The organism is Deltaproteobacteria bacterium (genome assembly GCA_018668695.1).
GTDB lineage: Bacteria > Myxococcota > XYA12-FULL-58-9 > XYA12-FULL-58-9 > JABJBS01 > JABJBS01.
Genome location: JABJBS010000039.1, coordinates 21,260 through 28,345 on the forward strand (window position 1 = coordinate 21,260; position 7,086 = coordinate 28,345).

Genomic DNA, 7,086 nt, shown 5'->3' on the forward strand with positions numbered 1-7,086 from the left:
AAACGCGAAAAAATTAGCTTTTTCAACAACCTACATTTAACCACCACCAGAAATATTCATTTTTCACCCCCACTAACGTTTGCGTTGCCCCCCGATTCGCTGCAAATATGCAAGGTAGAGAGTGAACTGTTTAAATAGTCCCTGCTTTATCTCGGAAGCCGAAATAAATGCCAGGATTGTTACCGTGCATGCACGGTCAAATCACCTTGTTAAGCTGAAGAGCAGCAGGTTAAAGGATTGGCCCTAAGCCTGTACGCTGCTTGACTTTATCGATGTAGGGGGAAGATTAGGAAATGTTAGACATTCCTGATCATCATGGGTTAACGGACCTGTTCAATAACGTCACAACAAGTATGTTGTGCATGGACTGCATAGTCGCTAATGACTTGCCCGCTGACCCTAGAGAATATCATTCAACTGCTGTACTCCCAATACCGGGAGATGGCGGTTTTACTCTTGCGGTTTCCTCTGATTTACAGGGGTGCACTGTTTTATCTGCAGCAATGTTTGCGGTAGATGCAACAGAGGTAGATCCGGAAATGATTAATGACACCATGGCGGAGCTAGCCAATATGGCTGCAGGTCAACTTAAGGGACGTCTCTCTCTCGGGAACTCTCTTGGACTGCCTGTAAACCTCCCTGGGAAAGATTTTGCCGACAAGTCGGCGAATTCTGCGAACGGCTGGTCGCATTATCCGATGCGTGCCGGAAAAGCAGTGGTGCTACTTTCAATAACCACTCAGACATCAGTAGCTGAGGAGTATATTGGCTCATGACGCGAATTTTAACGGTGGACGACAGTCGTGCGGTTCGAACTATTATCGGTAAGACCCTACGAGCTAATTTTGATATCCTAGAAGCCGAAGATGGTGAAAAAGGTCTCGCAGTACTTCAAGAAGAGACTGTTGACCTAGTCTTACTCGATGTCACCATGCCAGTAATGGATGGTCCCGAGATGCTCAAGCGTTTGCGTGAGCGTGGCGACCAAACTCCTGTTATTCTGCTTACAGCGGAATCGAAGACATCGCTTATCGGCGGTATGATGCAGGCAGGTATCAGCGATTATATCCTGAAGCCTTTCAAGCCTGACGAACTCCTCGCTAAAATCACGAAGGTCCTTGGACCACAGATGCCCGAAGCGGCTGGCCCTGCGGCTCAAACGTTCTCCGGTCCAACGCCTGCTGCGGGTAAACCATTTGTCGATGTCTTAATGATCGATGATATGGAAAACGTTGCAAAGAAATTCCGTTCCCTGATGCCAAAGCACATCAAGGTAAACAACGTGATGGATGGGCAATCTGCCCTCGCCGCTTGTCGCGAGCGCGTTTTCCGAACGATTGTCGTGGATATGATTATCCCCGATGTAAACAGTGTCGCACTGACTTCCCAGCTACGCGTCCTACAGCCAACCGCTGCTTTTCTAGCGCTCTACATGCGTAACTATGAAAACCCAGCCAAGGATGCACGTGACAACGGTTTCGATAGCTTTCTGATTAAGCCTTTCGATCCCGCACAAGTTAACGACTTCCTATCGCAATACTACGACGCTCAGGATCTCCTGGCGCTCGAAGACAATGTTATGTCGCTTTCCGAATTTCCTGCATCCAAAGACAAGCGCGCCCACTACGTTGGCCGTCTTATGGGGCTTGCATCGGAAGCCATCGAGAAATGTGCTGCTGCATGTTACGAAGATGTCATCATGGATCTCAGCACAACTCCTCCCGAGGAAACCCTGCCAAAGATCCTTATCGGTGCACAGAAGCGCTGCAGCGAAGTCGGCTTAACGCTGCGAATCGTTGGTGATGAATCCGTCGGACGAACTCTTTCGAGCCTCAGTGAAACAGCAGACATCCCTGTCTACCCGACTGTTAAAGAAGCCATCGACGCTATCGGTTGATCGGTTCACCCGCAATTCCCACAAATATGAGTACATTAAGCTGATGACGCGAATGGTCATTCAGTCAAAATATCCCTTAAGGTTCAAGACCTTACGGACGATGCTCCATATAAACGACATCCAAAAAAAAAGCAGGATTGTCGACAAGACCGGGTTTAGGGCTGATAATAAGGGTGAACATTCCCGTTCAGTCAAAGGTTCGGGTATCGGGGGCATAGTAGCGGCAGCAACATGGCAATAGCGGACTACACGAAACTAACAGAAACGCTTAGGCGTATTCTTATGGGACACATTGAAGGTGGCACCCTCATCCTGCCAACCTTGCCCAAAATCGCACAAGAGCTTCAGCAGTTACTCGAAGACCCTAAAGCGGACCAAGCCAAGATCATCAAGCTGATCGATAAAGACCCAATTCTCGTTGCCGGTATCATGAAGGTATCTAACAGTGCGCTCCATCGCCGTTCTGGTAAAATGGAAAGCCTAACCAAAGCCATCAATCACCTCGGATTTCGTTCCATCAAAAACGTCTTGCTCACCAACATCTCGCGGCAAATATTCGTTTCTCACGACCCTCGAATCAATTCGACCATCTCTGCACTCTGGGAGCATTCTCTCGCTGTGGGGCTTCTCGCACGCAACGTGGCCGGTATTTCTGGAGTCCGTGACGTAGAGCCTGCGTATATTGCGGGCCTCTTGCATGATGTTGGCAAAATCGTGGTAGCCGCTTATCTGCTAGAGTTTGAACGTGGCTTACCCATACGAGAGGCCATGGACTGGATTGACCTCGACAACTGGCTAAATATCATCGAAGAACTTCACCGAGACATCGGTATGGCCATGGTTGATTCTTGGAATTTACCGACAGTCATCACGCGCATCATTGAAGAATTCGAAGATTATGACGCCGCGGATCGAATCTCGCCTCTTAACTCCGTGCTCTTTGCCAATGCTTTGGCTAAACGCGAAGGTCTTTATGAGGGCATTCCGGATCACGATGGTATCCAATCCATGATTATGATTGGGAAATCTCTACTTGGAATCGACGACGCCGTCATTACGGGCCTCACCCGTGAGATTAACGACCAGATTTTAGTCTAAGGGCCGACTTGCCTAATCATGCCTGCGGATCTTTGTAGGCATATTCCTCCAATTGACACCTTGACCCGAGACCATTCTTTGGGCATTTGGCCCTCTTCCGAGCTGCAAAAGGACAGGTTTGATGCTCCCGCTCGTCTCGTTTTTTCATCCGTTGGAGGCCCCTTTGGGACCACGCCCCGGTGCAACTAAAAAACGAGTGAAACCAATCGATTACAGCAATTCAAGTTACGATATTCGCGATTATTCCTGCTTTGGCCGGTTGATCACTAAACCTCAGCAGATGCAAAGCTCTGCCCACGACCCGTCCTTAGCGCATTAAAACGCGCAAGGAAGAGGGAGCACCATGACTGAAACTACAGACCAAGCACCCCTTTCCTACCGTGACGCCGGCGTAGATGTAGAAGCCGCCGATGCATTTGTTGATAAGATCGGCAGCTTGGTGAAGTCCACACACGCCGGTATCGATGTCATCAGCAAAACCGCTTATGCGGGCATGGTCCGGCCGAATTTGACCGGCATGAACTCTCCCCTGATCGCTGCAACATGCGATGGCGTTGGTACTAAGCTGATTGTTGCTCGGGATGCCAATCATTTCAGCGGCTTAGGCCAAGATCTCGTGGCAATGAATGTTAACGACTTACTCCCAGCTGCAGCGCGCCCTTTGCTTTTCTTGGACTACCTGGCCACTGGGAAACTAGACCCAGAACAACTGGAAATCATCGTAGCAAGCGTAGCGCAGGCCTGTCGCGAATCTGGGTGCGCGTTGATTGGCGGCGAAACTGCTGAAATGCCAGATGTATACGCGGAAGGTGATTTCGACCTCGCAGGCTTTGCCGTAGGCATCGCGGATGAAGATCGGGTACCGACACCGTCAGATATGGCCGCGGGTGACATCATCCTGGGCCTCCCTTCTACGGGCGTACACAGCAATGGTTTATCACTTGCTCGCCGAGCACTGTTTGACCGCGCAGGCTACACAACTGAAACCGAAATAGATGGCCTTGAAGAGAACCTTGGCAAAACGGTCTTGGCACCAACGGCACTCTACGTGAAGCCAGTGATGGCGTTACTCGAAAAATTTACATTTACAGGCGCAGCACACATCACGGGCGGCGGGCTGCTTGGCCGCACGCTCAAGTTGGTGAAAGACGGTCTCGGTATGACCATCGATCCAAAGAGCTACACCCGTCCTCCTATCTTTAAAGTCATCCAAGACGCCGGTAACGTTACCGATCACGAAATGGCCTCGACTTTCAATATGGGAATCGGCTTCGTCGTGATTGTTAGTCCCGAGGATGCAGACAAAATCCAGGAAGCCTTCCCGGATACATGGATGCGAGTTGGCCATCTCCATAACGAATTTGAAGGCGTTGATCTGGGCTATGCACGAAGCTAACGGTAAAGCATGTCCAAAGTTCGCAATATTTGCGTCCGGCCGAGGCAGTAATGCAACGGTCTTAATGGATAGTTTTATCTCCGGTTTCAACCTAGGCGAAGTGTGCGTGCTGGTATCGAACCATGCCGATGCACCGGTGCTGGAACGGGCCAAAGAACGCGGCATCGCCACGGTCTGCATCCCACACAAAGGCATGCCTCGCGAAGAACACGATGCTGCGATGTTCGTAGCCCTTCAGGAACATGGCGCTGAGCACCTGCTCTTAGCAGGCTATATGCGAATTCTTGGTTCGAAGTTTATCCAAGAGTTCCCAGGACACATCCTAAATATCCACCCTTCTTTGCTGCCTGATTTCCGCGGACTTCGCGCCATTGAGCGGCAATGGGAAGAACGTGTGAAGGTGGCCGGTGCAACCGTTCACGAGGTTATCGCAGACGTCGATGCGGGAACCACACTCTTGCAAGGTTCCATAGAGGTTCGTGGAGACGAAGGTCCAGAAGGCCTGGCGGACCGCATTCTCAATGAAGTCGAACACAAAATTTATCCCCAAGCGGTATGGCTCTTAACGCGCCGCATGGACCAACCCAGTTCTTAGGAGCGCCCAGATGATTGCTGTACATCCAGACCTATCAACCATGTCACCTGCAAGTGGAAAAGTTACCCGTGCTTTGATTTCAGTGTTTGATAAGACCGGCGTTATTGAATTGGGTAAGGCACTGAGCGCAGCGGGTATTGAAATCTTGTCATCCGGCGGTACCGCTAAAAAGCTTCAAGAAGCAGGCGTCGATGTGATCCCCGTAGATACCTATACCGGTGCAGACGAAGTTCTCGGCGGCCGCGTAAAGACGCTTCATCCAAAAATTCATGCAGGCATCCTCGCGGATCGACGACTTGAAGACCACCTCACAGATCTTGGCAAGCATGGTTACGGACCCATCGACCTCGTCGTTTGCAATCTGTACCCCTTTGAGGAGGCGCTGGCGAAAGGCTCTCCCTACCATGTCATGGTCGAAAACATCGACATTGGTGGCCCTACGATGCTTCGGGCAGCTGCAAAAAATGCTGACGGCGGCGTGACAACGCTACTCGACCCCACAGACTATACTGCTGTGTGCGAAAGCTTGGCGAAGGATGGATGCATTGGCGTTAAAGACCGCCGCACTTATGCTGCTAAAGTCTTCCGTTCAGTTGCACGGTACGATGTTGCTATCGCCGACTGGATCACTGGAGCGACGGCTCCCGAAAATGAAGAGCCAAATGGCTTGCCTGAACAACTCACAGGCTTCACCCAGCAGTCTACACTCCGCTACGGTGAAAACCCGCATCAAAAAGCGGCGCTCTACATTAGCAACATCGAAGAAGGCGGCGTTTCAAGCGGCAAGGTGCTAACTGGTAAAGCTCTTTCATATAACAACTACCTCGACATGGATGCCGCTTACCGCGCAGCGTACAAGCTTGGTCAGTTTGGCTGTTCCGTTGTTAAGCACACCAACACATGTGGACTGGCAGAGTCATCAACTCAAGCAGAGGCGTTCTTGCTGGCGCTGGCCGGCGACCCCGTCAGCGCATTCGGTTCTATTCTGGGATTCAACCACCCACTGGAAGCAGACACGGTTCGCGCTATCGTAGAAAAGAAGCTTTTTGTGGAATGTATCGCTGCACCGGGCTTCACCGATGAAGCAAAGGAACTCTTGGCGAAAAAGAAAAACTTACGCCTTTTTGAAGTCCCTGCTGGAAATCCAGACCCGACGCACCACACTCACCGCATTGGCGGCGGCATGCTCGTTCAGGTTACAGACGAAGGGCTTAACGATCCATCGACATGGGAATGCGTTACGGAGCGAAAGCTGAGCGAAGGTGAGCTTGAAGAACTGGCGTTTGCAATGCGTGCATGTAGCAGCCTTAAATCCAACGCAATCACTTTAACCAGCAACAAGAGCCTACTCGGAGCTGGCGCAGGGCAAATGAGCCGACTTGATGCTGCTGAGCAAGCCATCAAGAAGGCGGGCGAAGGTTCGAAGGGAAGCTACATGGGATCCGATGCCTTTTTCCCGTTCGACGACTGTGTAAGACTTGCGCACGCGGCCGGCGTTGTGGGCGTGGTTCAGCCTGGTGGCTCAAAACGAGATCAAGACAGCATTGATGCCTGCAACGAACTCGGCATGGTCATGCTCTTCACGGGCCGTCGACACTTCCGCCACTAAGGAGTTACTGATGAAGGTACTTATTATAGGAAATGGTGGCCGCGAGCATGCGATTTGTCGTGCGCTGATGACCGCCAACCCACAGCCATCCCTATTCATCGCCCCAGGTAACCCAGGGACGGCTGAGTGTGGTGAGAATGTCGCCATCGCTGTGGATGACATTGAAGGCATTGTTGATTACGCCAAGCAGCACGAGATTGACCTCGTGATTCCTGGTCCTGAGCTGCCTCTCGTGCTCGGCATTGGAGACGCACTGGATGCAGCGGGTATTCCATGTTGCGGCCCCGGCAAAGGCGCTTCGCAGCTCGAAGGCTCAAAAGCATTTACCCGTGAAATCACCGAGACGGTTAATGTTCCGGCACCGCGCTTTGAAAAGGTCACGACCTCAGAAGCATTACGGGCCGCGATTAACAGCTGGGACGGCGTTCCGGTCGTCAAGGCCGACGGACTTGCCTCAGGTAAAGGGGTTTTCCTTCCGGAGACGAAAGAAG

7 protein-coding genes are annotated in these 7,086 nt (G+C 51.5%); all 7 read left to right on the top strand.

Translation table 11 applies throughout. The annotated features are described in order from the left end of the window. Nucleotides 1-293: 293 nt before the first annotated feature. Nucleotides 294-776 (top strand): chemotaxis protein CheX, encoded by a 483-nt coding sequence (locus tag HOK28_01890; GenBank protein ID MBT6431812.1) that lies wholly within the window; start codon nucleotides 294-296, stop codon nucleotides 774-776. Next, complete coding sequence (locus HOK28_01895) at nucleotides 773-1,897, top strand: response regulator (GenBank protein MBT6431813.1); 1,125 nt, start codon at nucleotides 773-775, stop codon at nucleotides 1,895-1,897. The genes HOK28_01890 and HOK28_01895 overlap by 4 nt, the downstream gene beginning before the upstream one ends. Nucleotides 1,898-2,128: 231 nt before the next feature. Then, nucleotides 2,129-2,995, top strand: coding sequence for an HDOD domain-containing protein (locus HOK28_01900; GenBank protein ID MBT6431814.1), 867 nt, complete (start codon nucleotides 2,129-2,131; stop codon nucleotides 2,993-2,995). 343 nt (nucleotides 2,996-3,338) lie between these two features. After that, the gene (locus tag HOK28_01905; protein MBT6431815.1) at nucleotides 3,339-4,391 is read left to right on the top strand and encodes a phosphoribosylformylglycinamidine cyclo-ligase; all 1,053 of its coding nucleotides are present in this window, start codon (nucleotides 3,339-3,341) and stop codon (nucleotides 4,389-4,391) included. Next, on the top strand, nucleotides 4,378-4,986 hold the full coding sequence (gene purN, locus HOK28_01910; protein ID MBT6431816.1) for a phosphoribosylglycinamide formyltransferase: 609 nt from the start codon (nucleotides 4,378-4,380) through the stop codon (nucleotides 4,984-4,986). The genes HOK28_01905 and purN overlap by 14 nt, the downstream gene beginning before the upstream one ends. 40 nt (nucleotides 4,987-5,026) lie before the next feature. Further along, nucleotides 5,027-6,595: a bifunctional phosphoribosylaminoimidazolecarboxamide formyltransferase/IMP cyclohydrolase gene (gene purH / locus HOK28_01915; GenBank protein ID MBT6431817.1), complete on the top strand. Its 1,569-nt coding sequence runs from the start codon at nucleotides 5,027-5,029 to the stop codon at nucleotides 6,593-6,595. A 10-nt stretch (nucleotides 6,596-6,605) separates the two neighbouring features. Continuing rightward, on the top strand, nucleotides 6,606-7,086 hold a 481-nt coding region (locus tag HOK28_01920), incomplete at its 3' end, for a phosphoribosylamine--glycine ligase (protein MBT6431818.1).